General features: G+C 64.0%; 13 protein-coding genes. 5 read left to right on the forward strand and 8 right to left on the reverse strand.

Annotation, left to right across the window (positions count from 1 at the left end):
• Nucleotides 1-13 precede the first annotated feature (13 nt).
• The 7 genes from HUI96_RS22190 to tpiA form a co-directional block, all read right to left on the reverse strand.
• On the reverse strand, nucleotides 14-1,279 hold the full coding sequence (locus HUI96_RS22190) for a TadE/TadG family type IV pilus assembly protein (protein ID WP_188256890.1): 1,266 nt from the start codon (nucleotides 1,277-1,279) through the stop codon (nucleotides 14-16).
• 491 nt (nucleotides 1,280-1,770) lie between these two features.
• On the reverse strand, nucleotides 1,771-2,349 hold the full coding sequence (locus HUI96_RS22195) for an EF-hand domain-containing protein (RefSeq protein WP_188256891.1): 579 nt from the start codon (nucleotides 2,347-2,349) through the stop codon (nucleotides 1,771-1,773).
• A 482-nt stretch (nucleotides 2,350-2,831) separates the two neighbouring features.
• The gene (locus HUI96_RS22200) at nucleotides 2,832-4,460 is read right to left on the reverse strand and encodes a CTP synthase (protein ID WP_188256892.1); all 1,629 of its coding nucleotides are present in this window, start codon (nucleotides 4,458-4,460) and stop codon (nucleotides 2,832-2,834) included.
• 144 nt (nucleotides 4,461-4,604) lie between these two features.
• The gene (locus HUI96_RS22205) at nucleotides 4,605-5,756 is read right to left on the reverse strand and encodes a L,D-transpeptidase (protein WP_188256893.1); all 1,152 of its coding nucleotides are present in this window, start codon (nucleotides 5,754-5,756) and stop codon (nucleotides 4,605-4,607) included.
• A gap of 201 nt (nucleotides 5,757-5,957) precedes the next feature.
• Entirely contained in the window at nucleotides 5,958-6,503 is a 546-nt protein-coding gene (secG, locus tag HUI96_RS22210) for a preprotein translocase subunit SecG (protein WP_188256894.1), read from the reverse strand.
• Nucleotides 6,504-6,688: 185 nt separating this feature from the next.
• Entirely contained in the window at nucleotides 6,689-7,129 is a 441-nt protein-coding gene (locus HUI96_RS22215; protein WP_188256895.1) for a hypothetical protein, read from the reverse strand.
• 277 nt (nucleotides 7,130-7,406) lie between these two features.
• Nucleotides 7,407-8,171: a triose-phosphate isomerase gene (gene tpiA, locus HUI96_RS22220; RefSeq protein ID WP_188256896.1), complete on the reverse strand. Its 765-nt coding sequence runs from the start codon at nucleotides 8,169-8,171 to the stop codon at nucleotides 7,407-7,409.
• 129 nt (nucleotides 8,172-8,300) lie between these two features.
• On the opposite strand from tpiA, the gene HUI96_RS22225 reads away from it, so the two are divergent.
• The 5 genes from HUI96_RS22225 to glp are packed head-to-tail and all read left to right on the forward strand — an operon-like array spanning nucleotide 8,301 to nucleotide 13,747.
• Complete coding sequence (locus tag HUI96_RS22225) at nucleotides 8,301-10,190, forward strand: SurA N-terminal domain-containing protein (RefSeq protein ID WP_188256897.1); 1,890 nt, start codon at nucleotides 8,301-8,303, stop codon at nucleotides 10,188-10,190.
• 3 nt (nucleotides 10,191-10,193) lie between these two features.
• Complete coding sequence (gene trpD / locus HUI96_RS22230; RefSeq protein ID WP_188256898.1) at nucleotides 10,194-11,204, forward strand: anthranilate phosphoribosyltransferase; 1,011 nt, start codon at nucleotides 10,194-10,196, stop codon at nucleotides 11,202-11,204.
• A 5-nt stretch (nucleotides 11,205-11,209) separates the two neighbouring features.
• A complete protein-coding gene (gene trpC / locus HUI96_RS22235; protein ID WP_188256899.1) occupies nucleotides 11,210-12,028 on the forward strand; it encodes an indole-3-glycerol phosphate synthase TrpC in 819 nt (272 codons plus the stop codon).
• Nucleotides 12,028-12,516, forward strand: a complete 489-nt coding sequence (gene moaC / locus HUI96_RS22240) for a cyclic pyranopterin monophosphate synthase MoaC (protein ID WP_188256900.1) — start codon at nucleotides 12,028-12,030, stop codon at nucleotides 12,514-12,516. The genes trpC and moaC overlap by 1 nt, the downstream gene beginning before the upstream one ends.
• A gap of 1 nt (nucleotide 12,517) precedes the next feature.
• A complete protein-coding gene (gene glp / locus HUI96_RS22245) occupies nucleotides 12,518-13,747 on the forward strand; it encodes a gephyrin-like molybdotransferase Glp (protein WP_188256901.1) in 1,230 nt (409 codons plus the stop codon).
• Between the two features lie 192 nt (nucleotides 13,748-13,939).
• Here glp and HUI96_RS22250 read toward each other — a convergent pair whose 3' ends face one another.
• On the reverse strand, nucleotides 13,940-15,079 hold the full coding sequence (locus HUI96_RS22250; protein ID WP_188256902.1) for a porin: 1,140 nt from the start codon (nucleotides 15,077-15,079) through the stop codon (nucleotides 13,940-13,942).
• Nucleotides 15,080-15,387: the final 308 nt, after the last annotated feature.

The following is a 15,387-nucleotide window of genomic DNA, read 5'->3' on the forward strand; positions in this document are numbered from 1 at the left end:
CATTGCGACCGCGCTAGCGGACCATAGCCACGGACCGGCCAGCGTACATCTCCCGGCCGCCAAGCTGAGCAGTACAATTGCTGCCGACGTTGGAGTTGCCGGTCAGTTCGATGGTCTTGCCGACCAGGCGCAGGCAATCCGGCGTCCCCATGGCATTGTTGCCGGCGTAGATGATATGGGCGTCCGGCGCGTAGATGAAGCCAGAGACGCGCGAGCCGGCGGTGCCTAGGAAGCTCACCGTGTTGGTGTTGCCCTTAGCCTGATAGACGGCGATCCCGGCATAGGGGCCGGTGGTGGGCGGCGACAGGTTCACGGTCTGGTTCGCCCCGATCGAGAACTTGGCGCCTTCCATTAGGAATATGGTGACGCCATTTCCGGTCAGCTTGCCGTTGCCGCCCAGATCAACGCTGCCGCCGCGCAGGATATAGGTGCCCGGGTTCATCGTGATCTCGCCCTTCAGCTTTTCGTTGCAGAAGGTCATCGGGGAGGCTCCCGGGGAGAGCGTATACGTGTTGGAGTTCGGCACCTTCTCGCACGCCGTGTAGTTGGGAGGGCTCACGTTACGCAGCGGGTCGGGCGTGGGCGGCTGCTTCACCAGCGGCGCCTCGCACGCGGTCTTCACGCTGGGCGATGGAAGCCCCGCAACTCCTCCCGAGGAGATGATGCACTCCGACTCCAGGATCGCAGATCCGCCACGAGAGAAGGCGCTCTCCGACGTCGAGTTCGTCGCCACGACGCAACCGACGAAGGCATTCTGGGTCGAGCCCTGGACCTTGATAGCCGCCGACGCGGTGGGATCGAGCGCAAGCACGCAGGCCGGCTTGCCCTTGGACACGCGCACAATCGCGCGGCGATTGATGTCCCAGTTGCCCGCAAACCTCAGGATGGGCTTATGAATGATTTCTGCTTCCGCCATGACGAACTCGGCCGTGCCAAGCCCGCCCTTGGAGAACTGTGACCAGATCGGCAGGGAGGCATCGATCGCCGTCCCGGTGATCGTCCAACTGTTCAGGCCAAGGCCAAGCCCCGCGGAGTTGCTGCTGAGGAAGTCCTGCCCGGCTTGGCTGATCTGGCTGGCCGACTTACCATCCATATGGGCTTGCGCGGCCGCCAGTGCGGCGGTGTCCACGGCGTTCTGAAGTGCCGAGGCCTTGTTCGCCGCGTCGAAATAGTCGATGGCGCCCCCGACCGCCGCCATCAGCGGCAAGCTGGCCAAAACGAAAGTGACGGCGACATTTCCTTTTGCATTCTGGAGAAAGCGGCGCAGCGTATCGCTCATTCTTCTCACACAGCGTTAGTACCCCCGATCCGCCTAATTACCGCTGATCAATTTAAGGAAGCCGGAATGCCGTCGATAAAATTTTAGCAATCTATATCGTCGCCCAGTTTTGACGAGAGGGCACCTCGCCAATCACAAGCACCAGGCATGAATCGATGCTTTCTGTCCTTGTGAATACTGCCGAGTCTCGAAGGATTCAGCCATGTCGCGTGGTCGACACCGAGTCGTTTCGGGACCATGCCGGCAATGCATCTGCATGAGGCTAGATTTTAGACTTCACGACGCGATCAGTGCGCATCTGTTTATTCACCGGTTGCCACCCACGACAATCACCGTGGCAAGCCGGTTATATTTCAGCCTTAGAATCGGGCTCCACGAATAAAGCCACGTCGTCGGCGCTGCCGGATGATAACTCCCCCCGCGGCTTCAGCGCCACCCTCCCCCCAAGGGGGAGGGAAACTGGCGCCCGGGCACCGGCGCGTGGCCGGCCGCTACTCCTCGTCGTAGTCGCCGCCCCCGCCACCGCCACCGCCGCGGCTGTCGATGAAGAACTCTCTGATGTCCTCTTCCGTTAGGTAGCCCTTCTGATCCTTGTCCATCGCCCTGAAGATGCGGGCATGGAAATCGTTGATCTCGTCCAGTGTCAGCCGGCCGTCCCCATTGGAATCCATGACGGCGAAAAAGATCTTCAGGCCGACGCCCCTCATCATCCACGGCGGGCCGTGCCTGTGCCCGCGCATGTGACCGCGCCAGCCGCCCCGGTCGCCCTCCTCCCGCATCTCGGCGGCCCGTTCGCGCAGCCTTTCGCGCATCATCCCGCCTCTCTGCCCCATCATCTCGCCTCCGGGCTCTTCCGGCCCTCCCTGCTCCTGCATACGCTGCATCATCATCTCGCGGACTGCCTGGCGAATCATGTCGCGCATTTGATCGGGGCTAATTTGGCCCTGAGGCCCGCCCTGCTGGGCCATTATGACGGGCGCATCGCTCTGCGCGAAGCTTGGCGCCGCCGGCAGCGCCACCATCAGTCCGACCGTCGCAATACCCGCCAACATCTTGACGCGTGTCATCATCGTCACTCCTCAGCCGTTGAAACTCGAGAGTTCTGCGTTCGTAAGGGTGGTGGTTCGTAAGGGTGGTGGTGAGCCGATGGCTCAATGCGGCCAGAGTGGGACGGGTTCCGGCGAAAGTCATTGACCGGGATCAATGGCAGGTTGCGTGAACCCAGCACTGCCCGATCTGTGCTGTGTCTGCAGGCTCACAAGAATGCGAAGCGGAACGCGCGCCCTCTCCGCCCTTGAAGGGGAGATGGCCCGAAGGGCCAGAGGGGGACATTGCGGCCGCGTCGGAGTCTTCTTGTGCAGCCTTGGAGGGAAAATGGCGTCGCGCCTCTCAATCGAGCGCCCCCTCCCCGATCCGCTTCGCTTCCTCGCTCTACGCTTTGGCTCCGGGCGGTCGTCACTCGAAAAGCCAGGTCGCTGGCTTTTCGTCCGCTTCGCGGACCGCTCCTCGCCCCCTCAAGGGCGAGGGTGAGGCGCCCGCGCTCCAGGCGGCGCTAGACCAGCCGGCTCTGTTCGATCGCTGCGGCGATGAAGGAGGCGAAGAGCGGGTGCGGCTCGAGCGGGCGGCTCTTCAATTCCGGGTGATACTGCACGCCGATGAACCAGGGATGGTCTGGATATTCAACAGTCTCGGGTAGCACGCCGTCGGGCGACATGCCGGCGAACACCAGGCCGCACTCCTCCAGCCGCTGCTTGTAGTCAATGTTGACCTCGTAGCGATGGCGGTGGCGCTCGGAGATCGTGGTGTCGCCGTAGATCTCGGCAATCCGCGAGCCGGACTGAAGCCGCGCCTCATAGGCGCCGAGCCGCATGGTCCCGCCGAGATCGCCCGCTGCCATGCGCTTCTCCAGCATGTTGCCGCGCAGCCATTCGGTCATCAGGCCGACCACCGGCTCCTTGGCCGGGCCGAACTCGGTGGAGGATGCTCCCTCGATGCCCGCGAGCGAACGGGCTGCCTCGATGCAGGCCATCTGCATGCCGAAGCAGATGCCGAAATACGGCACTTTTCGCTCACGCGCGAACTTGGCGGCGAGGATCTTGCCTTCGGAGCCGCGCTCGCCGAACCCGCCGGGCACGAGGATGCCGTGCACCTTCTCCAGGAAGGGCGCGGGATCCTCCTTCTCGAAGATCTCGCTCTCGATCCAATCCAGTTTCACCCGCACATTGTTGGCGAGTCCGCCGTGGGAGAGCGCCTCAATGAGCGACTTGTAGGCGTCCTTCAGCCCGGTGTACTTGCCGACCACCGCGATGGTGACCTCGCCTTCCGGGTTGTGGATGCGTCGCGCAACGTCCTGCCAGGCCTCCATGCGCGGTTTTGGCGCGGGCTCGATGCCGAAGGCGGCGAGCACTTCTCCGTCCAGACCTTCCTTATGGTAGGCCATTGGCACGTCATAGATGTGGCCGACGTCCAGCGCCTGGATGACGGCGCTCTCGCGCACGTTGCAGAAGAGCGAGAGTTTCCGACGCTCCTCATTCGGAATCGGACGGTCGGCGCGCACCAAGAGGATGTCGGGCGCGATGCCGATCTCGCGCAATTCCTTCACCGAATGCTGCGTGGGCTTCGTCTTCAGTTCCCCGGCGGTGGGGATGTAGGGCATCAGGGTCAGATGCACGTAGACAGCGCCGTTCCTCGGCAGGTCGTTGCCGAGTTGGCGGATCGCCTCGAGGAAGGGCATCGCCTCGATGTCGCCCACCGTGCCGCCGATCTCGCAGAGCACGAAGTCGTAGTCCTCGTTGCCGTCGAGGACGAAGTTCTTGATCTCGTCGGTGACGTGCGGGATCACCTGCACGGTCGCGCCCAGATAGTCGCCGCGGCGCTCGCGCTCGATGATGTTCTTGTAGATGCGGCCGGTGGTGATGTTGTCGGACTGGTTGGCGGAGCGGCCGGTGAAGCGCTCGTAATGGCCGAGGTCGAGGTCGGTCTCGGCGCCGTCGTCGGTGACGAAAACCTCGCCGTGCTGGTACGGGCTCATCGTCCCCGGATCGACGTTGAGATAGGGATCGAGTTTCTTGATCCTGACGCGGTAGCCACGCGCCTGCAGGAGCGCTCCGAGAGCCGCTGCCGCTATGCCTTTGCCGAGTGAGGAGACCACGCCGCCGGTGATGAATACGTATCGCGCCATGGGAATTATCGCTTACTTTGCGCGGAATGATTCCGCTAGTCAAAAAACGTCGTCCCGACCTTACGTGGCGTGAGGTGGAGCCGAGCGGGCAAATGAAAAGGGCCGGCGCGACCGCCGGCCCCAGGAATCGTTCCGGATCGGGCTCTAGAGCACGACGACAGGCATACCCATCCTCACCCGGTTATACAGGTCGATGACGTGCTCGTTGACCATGCGGAAGCAGCCGTTGGACGAATTGGTGCCGATCGACTGCGGCGCGATGGTGCCGTGGATGCGCAGATGCGTGTCCTGCTTGCCCTGATAGAGATAGATCGCACGCGCGCCGAGCGGGTTCTCGCCACCGCCGGGCATGCCTTCCGCATAGCGGGCGTATTTGGCGGGCTCGCGCTGCTGCATCTCCTTGGTCGGGATCCAGCGCGGCCATTCCTGCTTGTCGCCGACCGCCACCGTGCCCTTGTACTGCAAGCCGTCGCGTCCAACCGCAATGCCGTAGCGGCGGGCGCGATTGGAGGACTCGACCAGGTAAAGGAAGTGGTTGGCGGTATCGATCACGATCGTGCCGCGTGGATACCCGGAGAACTCGACCACCTGCATCTCGTATTCCGGCTTCAGGCGGAATTTCTTCTTCTTGTCCAGCACCGTGTCCAGCGCGCGCGTCTCGGGCAGCAGGGAGGCGGTGGTCGCCGGCTCGTCGCCGAAGAGGATTTGCAGGAAGCCCGCGTTGCGGGTCGCAACGTCGCCGCTGCGCAGTTCACCATTGTTGCCGGCCCGCAGGACCTCGTCGGCGCCGACCCGTGCCGCTTGCTGCGCGGCGACGCGCTCCTTGGTGAGGCCGGTGACCGGAACGGCCGCCGTGGTGAGCGATGCGGGAGCCGAACCCGCGCTGGCCAAAGTGAAGAGCTTCGCCCCCTTCTTGTTGGGCTGGGGGTCGTCTTCCGCCACCTCGACCGACTGGCTCTTCCCGCGGGCAGCCTCACGGCGGGCTTCGGCGTCAGCCTTGGCCTTGGCGCGCAGCGCCAGCAGCTTCGCCTGCCGCGCCTTCTCGGCCGCCTCGGCCTTGAGCTTCGCCTTCTCCTCAGGGGTCAGCTTGGCGACTTCCTCCTTGCCCTTCTTCTGGGAGGACTTCGAAGCAGACTTCTTGGTCTGCTTCTCGGCCGCGGCCTTCGGCTCGTCCGCTTGCTTGGACTTGGAGGGAAAGAGGACGGATTTCTGCGGCTTGGCGACTTCCGCAACGGCAGGCGTCGCCACTCCAAGGGCCGCGCAAAGGCCCATCAGTATGAGACTGCGAGAGTACATTTCTTGTCGATCCCGAAAGATGAATGCGACAGCCGCAGCGGAGCAATTCTCCGCGACACCCCAATCCCGCGGCCGCCGTTCAAAGCGATTTATATGCGCAGCAGGGGCGCCGCTCAAGCGGCGCCCCTGCTCGGTCGACAGCGATTCCGCTCGGTCTAGTCAGCATTTAGCCGACTGTGACCGAACGGGCACAGAATATGGTTACTGATTTGGAACCTGGGCGGGAGCAGCCGGCGCAGGCGCCTCGCCGCCGCTCGGGGTTGTGGCAGCGCCACCATCCGAGGGAGGCGTAGCGGGTGCCGACTCGGCCGGGGCCGCCTCCGAAGCCGGCGACGTCTCGCCAGCAGGAGCGGCCGGCGCCGGAGCCTGGCCGGCAGGCGCTGCGGGAGCCTCATCAGTGGGCACCGCGGGGGCTTGGCTGGCTGGTGCAGCCGGGGGCGGCGTATCGGAGCCGCCGAGTTGGTCGAGCACGCCGGAGCCCTGGCCCTGCTGCGTCGGCACGCGGTCTAGAATATCGAGCGGACGCTCGCCGTAGCGCGCCATCAGCGACAGACCAAGCGATGTGGCGAAGAAGGCGGCAGCCAGGATCGCAGTCGCTCGAGTCAGCGCATTGGCGGCACCACGGGCGGTCATGAAGCCGGAGCCACCGCCGATGCCGAGCCCCCCGCCCTCCGATCGCTGCAGGAGCACGACGCCCACGAGGGCGAGCACGATCATCAGATGGATGACGATGACGACGGTTTGCATGACTTCTCCGGCGGGAATTCGGGCGGGCTCGCCCTGCCGGGCGGCTCATTACATGGCTTTGGCTGGATTTCCAAGTCTCCCGCATATGGGGAGCAAGTGGGGAGGCGCAAGAGAAATGGTGAAACGTCGCAACTATGATCTCGTACCTGGACCAAGCAGCGGCGGCTTCCTATTCTCGTCACCGGCTAATGGACATGATGTGGACCAGCAGCCGCTTCCTGTCTCACGAAATCAAGAAGCCAATCCTTGAAGAAGCGGTCGATCTCATTCCCTGCAAGTCTCGCCAGGGCTACTCTCAGGGTCTGCTCGATGAGGCACTCGGCATCGCGCTGGCTTTGCGTCCTCATTCGTGCCGAGTAGATCAATTCAGGCAGGAAGCTCACGAGGTCGATCGATGTGGTTTCCGCCTGCGCTACGCAAGACTGTTCCGGCAACGTCGAGGGACCGAGCCTTGGCGGCTGGATGATTTCCAGCTCCAGCGGTGGCGGTCGCATGTCCCAGTCGATCGCCCGGATGCCGTCCTTGAGAGCGCGGCAAGCGATCAGTTCAGCAAGTTCGCTATCCAAGAGTTCGCAATGCGGGATGATCGACCGGACGCTTCGGACCGCATCAGCAAGGGAAAGCACCTGCCCCTTCCGACATTCCTTCAAGACGGTCGCTATTACGTCCGGGCTGCTACGCGCTCTCACATGCCGTCCCCCCAAGCCCACCCTAGGAGATACTTACACGCATGCATTAACTTTTGTTAATGGAAATATCACGAACGGATGAGCCAAGGACACCGATCCGACTGCAACCGTCCTCGCTCGCCCAAAGCCACGACCGGGTTATGTAAGTTGAAGCCGTCGTAGCGGGCAAGAATTTGCCCGCCACGCGTTCGAGCGGACTCGCGGCCGGAGAATGTCAAAACGTCCGATAGGCGTCGGCGATGCTCAGGAAATCCTTGGCCTTGAGGCTGGCGCCGCCAATCAACGCGCCGTTGACATTGGCGATCGACAGCAACTCGGCGGCGTTGGAGGGCTTCACCGATCCACCGTAGAGAATGCGCATGCGGGCCGCTTCCGAGCCGATGCGGCGCTCGAGCTCGGAGCGGATGTGGGCATGGGCATTCGCCACGTCGGCGGGGCTCGGCGTCAGCCCCGTCCCGATCGCCCAGACCGGCTCATACGCGACGATGGTGTTCGCCGGAGAAGCCGCCGCGGCGATCGAGCCTTCGATCTGGCGCGACAGCACCGCATTCGTCTCTCCGCGCTCGCGCTGATCCCTCGTCTCCCCGATGCAGACGATGGCGCAGAGCCCGGCGCGCCAGGCAGCCTCCGCCTTGGCATTCACCTCGGCGTCGCTTTCGCCATGATCGATCCGGCGCTCGGAATGGCCGACTATGACGTGGGTCGCGCCGGCGTCCTTCAGCATCTCGGCAGAGATGTCGCCAGTGTGGGCACCGCTTTCGAATGCATGGCAGTCCTGCCCGCCGATGCGCACGGGATTGCCCTCGATCGCGGCGCAGGCACGGGTGATCAGCGTCGCAGGCACGCAGACGACCGCGTCGGCCGCCAGTTCCAGCCCGCCCATAAAGCCGCGGCCGATCAACCTGAGCTCGACCAGGGACTCGGCCGTCCCGTTCATCTTCCAGTTTCCTGCAACGAGCGGGCGAATGGCGGCAGTCATGAGCATCTCCTGTGGCGGCGTCCCCCCGTACCAAAATCAATCGACAAAGCAATCGACACTTGCGGCCAAGGGCGCTATTGCCGTTCTTGAACGGGATTTCCCGCACTAATCGCCTGCAACGGACTTGTGATGCTCGACTCTTTGCGAAAAGCGGCCGGCACCTGGATCGCCAAACTCCTGCTTCTACTGCTGGTCGTCAGCTTCGCGGTCTGGGGCATCTCCGGGCAGCTCCACAGCGGGCTTGGCGGCAACAAGGTGATCACCGCCGGCGGCACGTCCGTCTCCCCGATGGAGTATCGGCTGGCCTATGACCGTCAGATCAATCTCCTGTCGCAACGGTTCGGCCAGCGACTGACCCGCGAACAGGCGACCTCGCTCGGGGTGGACAATCAGGTGCTGGGCCAACTCGTTTCGGGTGCGGTACTCGACGAGCAGGCGCGCAAGCTCGGCCTCGGCCTGTCGAAGGACCGGCTTGCTGTGCTGACCGCGCAGGATCCCGCCTTCCAGGGTCCCGACGGGGGTTTCGACCGCCAGCGCTTCGATTACGTGTTGCGGCAGATCGGCATGCGGCCGGAGGACTATCTGAACAGCCGGGCGCAGGTCGCCGTGCGCCAGCAGATCGTCGAGGCAGTTGCGGACGGGATCAAGGCGCCCGACGCGCTGCTGCGCGCCGTGGCGCTCTACCAGGGCGAGGACCGTACCGCAGAATACCTGACCATTCCCCGGAGCGTGGTGGAGCCGGTCGAGCCGCCGTCCGATGACGTGCTCTCGGGCTGGTTCGAGGAGCACAAGAAGCAGTATGCCGCGCCGGAATACCGCAAGATCAGCTATGTCAGGCTCAACGCCGAGGACATCGCCGATGCGGCGGCAGTCTCCGAGGATCAGGTGAAGGCCGACTACGAGAAGAACAAGGCTCGTTTCACGACGCCCGAGACGCGCGCGATCCAACAGCTTGTCTTCCCCAGCAAGGAAGCCGCCGAAGCGGCTGTGGCGGCGCTGAAGAACGCAACCCCCTTCGAGAAGATCATCGAAGAGCAAGGCAAGACGCTTGCCGATGTGCAGTTGGGCGAACTCACGAAAGAGAATGTCCCCGACAGGAAGGTGGCCGACGCGGCCTTCTCGCTCAACGAGAACGAGGTGAGCGGGGTCGTCGAGGGTAGCTTCGGGCCGGTACTGGTGCGGGTCACCAAGATCAATCCGGAAGTGGTGAAGCCCTACGAGGCGGCGAAGGACGAGATCCGCAAGGATCTGGCGCTGGGCGAAGCGCACCGGGTGCTGCTCGACGTGCACGACAGCTACGAGGACGCCCGCGCCGGAGGCGCCACAATGGCCGAGGCTGCGGAGAAGATGAGGCTCAAGGTGGCCACGATCGACGCAGTCGATCGCGCGGGACAGAGGCCCGACGGAACGATGGTCAACGACATCCCTCAATCCAGCGAGGTGTTGCGCGCCGCCTTCGACAGCGAAGTGGGCGTAGAGAACGCCGCGATCCCGAGCGGCAAGGACGGCTACGTCTACTACGAGGTTGAGGGCATCACGCCGGCGCGCGACCGCACTTTCGATGAAGTGAAAGACAAGGTGGCGGCCGACTGGACCAAGGCGGAGGCCGAGAGGCGGCTCACCGACAAGGTCACCGAACTGGAAAAGCGCCTGAAGGACGGGACGCCCCTGGAAACGATCGCGGCCGAGCTGACGCTTGAAAAGCAGACCAAGCGTGGCCTGAAGCGCGAAGCCGAGGACGCCGACTTTGGCCGCGACGGGGTCGACGCCGTGTTCAGCGTCGCCCTGAACGGCGTAGGCTCGTTCGCCGCGCCAGCCGGCGACGCACGCGTCCTCTTCAAGGTCACCGAGGTGTTCGAGCCCGCCGCCTCGGGGCCTGACGCGCTGCCCGAGAACATGCGCAGGCAGTATGCCTCCGATCTCGCGGACGATCTGCTCGACCAGTTGGTCCTCAAGCTGCAGACCGAGTACGAGGTGCGTGTCGACCGGAACGCGATCTCCCAGGCTTTGGCGTTCTGATCCATGAGCACGCTGAAATCTTATATCGCAAAGGTTGCAGGGGGCGCCGTTCTCTCCTTCGAGGAGGCAAAGGACGCCTTCGACATCATCATGTCCGGTGAGGCGACTCCGGGCCAGATAGGCGCCTTCCTGATGGCGCTGCGCGTGCGCGGCGAAAAGGTGCCGGAGATCTCTGGCGCGGTCGCCACCATGCGCGAAAAGATGCTGACCGTGGAAGCGCCGTCCGAGGCGATCGACATCGTCGGCACCGGCGGCGACAATTCGCACAGCGTGAACATCTCCACGGCTTCCGCCTTCGTCATCGCAGGCAGCGGCGTTCCTGTCGCCAAGCACGGCAACCGCGGCCTCTCGTCCCAGACCGGCGCGGCCGACGTGCTGATGGCACTCGGCGTGAAGATCGACCTCTCGCCCGAGGCGATCGCGAGTTGCATCCGCGAGGCAGGCGTGGGCTTCATGTTCGCGCCGGCGCATCATCCCGCCATGCGCCATGTCGGGCCAGTACGCGCAGAACTCGGCACGCGCACGATCTTCAACATCTTGGGGCCGCTCTCGAACCCCGCCGGGGTGAGGCGGCAGATGGTCGGGGTGTTCTCGGCCGAATGGTTGGTGCCGGTCGCGGAGACGCTGAAGGCGCTCGGCACCGAGCGCGCCTGGGTGGCCCACGGCGACGGGTTCGACGAGATCACGACCACCGGCGAGACCCACGTCACCGAACTGGTCGACGGCGAGGTCCGCAGCATGGTGATCACCCCGGAGCAGGTCGGGCTGTCGCGGTTCCGCCACGAGGATCTTCGCGGCGGAGATGCCGCCTTCAACGCATCGGCGCTGCGCGCTACATTGGAGGGCAAGCCCGGCGCCTATCGCGATACGGTGCTGATGAATGCGGGAGCCGGGCTGGTGATCGCCGGCAGAGCTGCAGATCTGAGTGAAGGCGTGCGCATGGCCGCCCAAACGATCGACGAGGGGCGCGCCGTGCATGTGCTCGACCAGTTGGTCGTCGTGTCGAACGAGTAGCGCTTATGGCCGACATTTTACGAAAGATCGAGGAATACAAGCGCCGCGAGATCGCCGAGGCGAAGCAGCGCGTCCCGATCGAGGAACTCAAGGACGCAGCGCGCGACGCCGACCCCGTGCGCGGCTTCGCGGAGGCTCTGTGGTCGAAACGAAGCAGCGGCGGGTACGGCCTGATCGCCGAGATCAAGAAGGCGAGCCCCTCGAAAGGCTTGATCCGGGCCGACTTCGATCCCCCTGCCCTCGCCCGAGCCTACGAGGCGGGCGGCGCGGCCGGCCTCTCGGTATTGACGGATGCGCCGTCCTTCCAGGGAGCGCCTGAGTTCCTGACGGAGGCCCGCAACGCCACGCGGCTCCCCGTGCTGCGAAAGGACTTCCTCTACGATCCCTACCAGGTCTACGAGGCGCGCGCCTGGGGCGCGGACGCCGTGCTGATCATCCTGGCGGGGGTCGATGATGACACCGCCTTCTCCATCCACGACACGGCCGAGCAGCTCGGCATGGATGTTCTGGTGGAGGTGCATAACGAGCAAGAAACTGAGCGCGCGCTCGCCATGCCATCGCCGCTGATCGGCATCAACAATCGCAACCTGCACACCTTCGAGGTCGATCTCGCCGTTTCCGAACGGCTGGCGCGGATGATTCCACCAGAGCGGCTGCTCGTCGGCGAAAGCGGCATCTTCACGCATGACGATTGCCGCCGCCTCGCGGAGGTCGGCATCGAGACCTTCCTCGTCGGCGAAAGCCTCATGCGCAAGCAGGACGTCGAGGCCGCGACACGCGCCCTGCTCTTCGGCGAACAGGCCGCGGCGGTGGAGTTGGGCTGATGGCTTCGCCCGCTGCCGGGCTCACGCATCTTGGTGCCGACGGCCAGGCCAACATGGTCGACGTCGGGAACAAGGCCGAAACGGTACGGACCGCGATCGCCGAGGGTGCGGTTGCCATGCAGCCCGAAACCTTGAAGGTGATCCTGGCCGGCGACGCCAAGAAGGGCGACGTCATCGGCACCGCGCGAATCGCCGGCATCATGGCGGCGAAGCGCACGCATGAACTCATCCCGCTCTGCCATCCCCTGCTGCTGACGAAGGTGGCGGTGGACATCGTACCCGACGATGAACTGCCCGGATTGCGCATAACCGCACTTGCGCGTGTCACCGGCAAGACCGGCGTGGAGATGGAGGCGCTGACGGCGGCATCGGTCGCCTGCCTCACCATCTACGACATGGCCAAGGCGATCGACCGTGGAATGGTGATTTCCGGCATCCGCCTGGTGGAAAAGACTGGCGGCAAGTCCGGCGATTACAGGGCGGGCTGACATGGCTCTGCTGCCCGTCGAAGAGGCCCTTTCGCGCCTGCTGGACGGAGCCGGAGCACTATCCCCCGAGCGGGTACCGATTTCGGATGCTTCCGGCCGCGTGCTTGCCGAACCTGTCAAGGCGCTCCGAACGCAGCCGCCCTTTGATTGCTCCGCCATGGACGGCTATGCCGTGCGCGCCATGGACGTCGCGGACGTGCCCGTGAAGCTTACTCTGATCGGGACGGCAGCCGCCGGCCGCGGTTTCAACGGGACCGTGGGGGAGCGGGAAGCGGTGCGCATCCTGACCGGAGCTCCCCTGCCGGCCAGCGCCGACACGATCATCATCCAGGAAAATGCCCGGCGCATCGACGATCGCGCCATCGAGGTGCTGGAGACCGTCGCCAAGGGCAGGCACATCAGGCGCCGCGCCCTGGATTTCGCCGAGGGCGACATCCTGCTGGAAGCGGGCCGGGAACTCGATGCCGGGGCACTCTCGCTCGCAGCCTCGGGTAACCACGCTGAGCTCGACGTCGTCTCACGACCGCTCGTCGCGATCATCGCCACCGGAGACGAACTGCTTCCTCCGGGCAGCGAGCCCGGGCCGGATCAGATCATTGCGTCAAATTCCTATGGCGTGGCTGCGGTCGCCGCATCCGTGGGCGCCCGTGTGCTCTACCTCGGGATCGTCCGCGACGACGCCGCGGCGATAAGGGAGAAGCTGGCGGTTGCTGCTGAGGCGGGAGCCGACGTCATCGTGACCTTGGGCGGCGCGTCGATCGGAGATCACGACCTGGTGCATCAGGTCCTCACTGGCGACGGCGTCCAGATCGACTTCTGGAAGATAGCCATGCGCCCCGGCAAGCCGCTGATGTTCGGACGCAAAGGCGCTACGCGCTTCATGGGCATGCCGGGCAATCCGGTGGCAAGCTTGATCTGCGCACATATATTCCTGAAGCCGCTGGTTGCCCGCTTGGGCGGAAGAACCGTTGAACATGACATTCGCCGTGCGGTTCTCGGAGCGCCGTTGCAGGCGAACGATCTCAGGCAGGATTATGTACGGGCGCGGCTGGACTATGTGCAGGCAGACTTGACCAGAGAAGAGGACACCACGCTGATTGCGACGCCGTTTGAGGTTCAGGACTCCTCAATGCTGCGCACGCTCGCCGAATCGCGTTGTCTCATCATACGCGAGCCCTTTGCATCCGCTGCAGAAACTGGCGCCCTCTGCACGGTACTGATCCTGCGCTGACCCGGTTTATAATAGTAGAGCAGCGGCTTTCCAGCGCCGCGAGTAACCCGCATCCATCATTGCGACCACCTGCTCGCCGCGAACCTGCACGTGCCACAGCCGTCGTGGCTGAGATGCAATCCTGATCTCTACTCCAAAAAAGAAGAACCCGGCGATTGCTCGCCGGGTTCACTGTCAATCGGTCAAGACCGATTAGAAGTTGCGCTGGAAGCGGACGTTCACGCCCCAAGCATCGGAGTCGTCGACGTCGAAGTTGTCGACGTAGTCGACTTCCGGGGTGATCACGAAGCCGGGGACCAACTCGTAGGCGATGTTGGCGGCCACCGAGAAGTTCTCGGCCTCGTCCCAGCCGATTTCGGCGTTGAAGGTCGCCTTCTCGTTCAGCTTGATCGCCGTGCCGGCCCAGAGAGCCCAGTCGCCGTCCCAGGGAGCGTAGAAGTTGGTACCCTGGTCGAAGACGCCGTTGAAGTCGTTGCCGCCGGAGTCCCAGGCAGCCATCACGAAGGCCGAGGCGGTCTCAGTGAAGTTCACGTCAACGCGGCCCTTGATGGCGACCTCTTCTTCCCAGCTGTCGTAGCCGGCGACAATGCCGACCTTGCCCCAGCCCTGGGTCAGCGACACGCCGCCCACGACATACGGTGCGTAGTCTTCGGTGATGCCGCTGGCGCCTTCACCCTCGTCCTCGTCGCCCTGCTCGAGAGCGATTGCTGCCGAGAAGCCGTTCGGGCCGGTATAGGTGTAGGCGATCTGCAGGGTGGCGAACGGACCGTAGGGGATCAGACCGTCGTTCAGGACGCCCGACGAGTAGTCGGTGAAGGTCGAGAACAGCGAGTCGGTCTTGCCGATGCGGAAGCCGCCGAGTTCGATGTAGGCGTGATCGATGCCGAAGGAGTCGTCGTTGTCGTAGAAACCGGTCTGGACCGTTCTGTCGATGTCGCCGTCGCCATCGTCGTCAACGCCCACGAACGAGCCATTGCCAGTACCCTGGTAGTTGAAGTTGACGGCAGCGTAGGAGCGCAGGGTGCCGAGTTCGGTCTCAGAGCGGGCGTCAGCACGCAGCTGGAAACGGGCACGGTTGTTGTAGGTCTCCTCATTGGCGTTGCTGGTCTTGCCGAGGAGATCGCCGCCACGAATGTCGACGCGGACGTAGCCGCTGATCTTGAGGCAGGTCTCGGTGCCCGGCAGATAGAAGAAGCCGGTGCCGTACACGTCGCAGACACGCACGTATTCCACGGGCTCCGGCTCTGCCGCAACCACCATGTCGGCCGCCCGTGCGCCTGAGACTGCGACGAGAGCCGCAGCGGAGCCGAGAAGCAGGCTCTTGATGTTCATTTCTGACCTCCAGTCAAAAAATACAGGAATGTATTTCGAGTCTTTGCCTTCCAACACCGTCGCCTTTGCCAACCCTGACGAGTCTTCACCCCTCCGGCAAAAGACGAACGTTGCTAACCCTTCTGGACCATACCCGAGTTGCTTGACTGTTCAATCTCTCGCTTAGGTTCCAGCAGCTTCATCGATCATGTTCTGCCCTTCCTGTGGCACAAAGGACACGACTCTGAGTGCTGCCACCGATCATTCTCCAGACGTATACATAAGCTGTTAATAGTCCCATCTACGAACACCGCCCCTCCCTGGTCATT

The sequence above is a fragment of the Pseudaminobacter soli (ex Zhang et al. 2022) genome (assembly GCF_014595955.1).
Classification (GTDB): Bacteria; Pseudomonadota; Alphaproteobacteria; order Rhizobiales; family Rhizobiaceae; genus Kumtagia; species Kumtagia pseudosoli.